A 500-nucleotide genomic window follows, 5' to 3' on the forward strand; every position below is an offset into this window, starting at 1 on the left:
ATCTTAGCCATCATCTCGTCGAGGGACCGGCGAAGAGCGCGTACATCCGAGGGGTCACGCAGCTGGGGCGTGATCACCTGGACGCCACTGGCGGGGCACACCTCGATCGACAGCCGGTCACCGGACTCGGAATGGGTGGGTTCTTCAAAGAAGAACACGTCGCGCGTTACGGCAAAGCGCGACATGAGCTGCTGTGGGCGTTGAAACACCGAGTTCCAGCGCAGATGGGAGAAGCAGACCAGAGGAAGGCGGTCGAGCATGTTCCTGCCCGCGTGGGCCGTTCCGTCCATTGCCATGAGATTTTCCGTTGGATGAAGGGGGGATCACTGATTCACGCCGGCGCGCAGATGGCGTTCAGACGCCCGGGTGCTGATGCGTTGTACGCAGCTGCACGTAGCGCCGCGTGAGTCCGTCGAGATTTTCCGCGCACCACTGCGCCATGCGCTCTTCTTCCCCGAGCGACTGGCGTAAAACGCTATCAGCCTTGGCCTGGCCGGCCA

Annotated in this window: 1 pseudogene; it reads right to left on the reverse strand. The window is 62.4% G+C overall.

Features of this window, described 5'->3' with window-relative positions:
• A pseudogene (locus tag AC1DWF_RS39190) lies at window positions 1-296 on the reverse strand (hypothetical protein); the annotation flags it as partial.
• Between the last annotated feature and the right edge of the window lie 204 nt (window positions 297-500).

The organism is Aminobacter sp. P4_D5 (assembly GCF_056401815.1).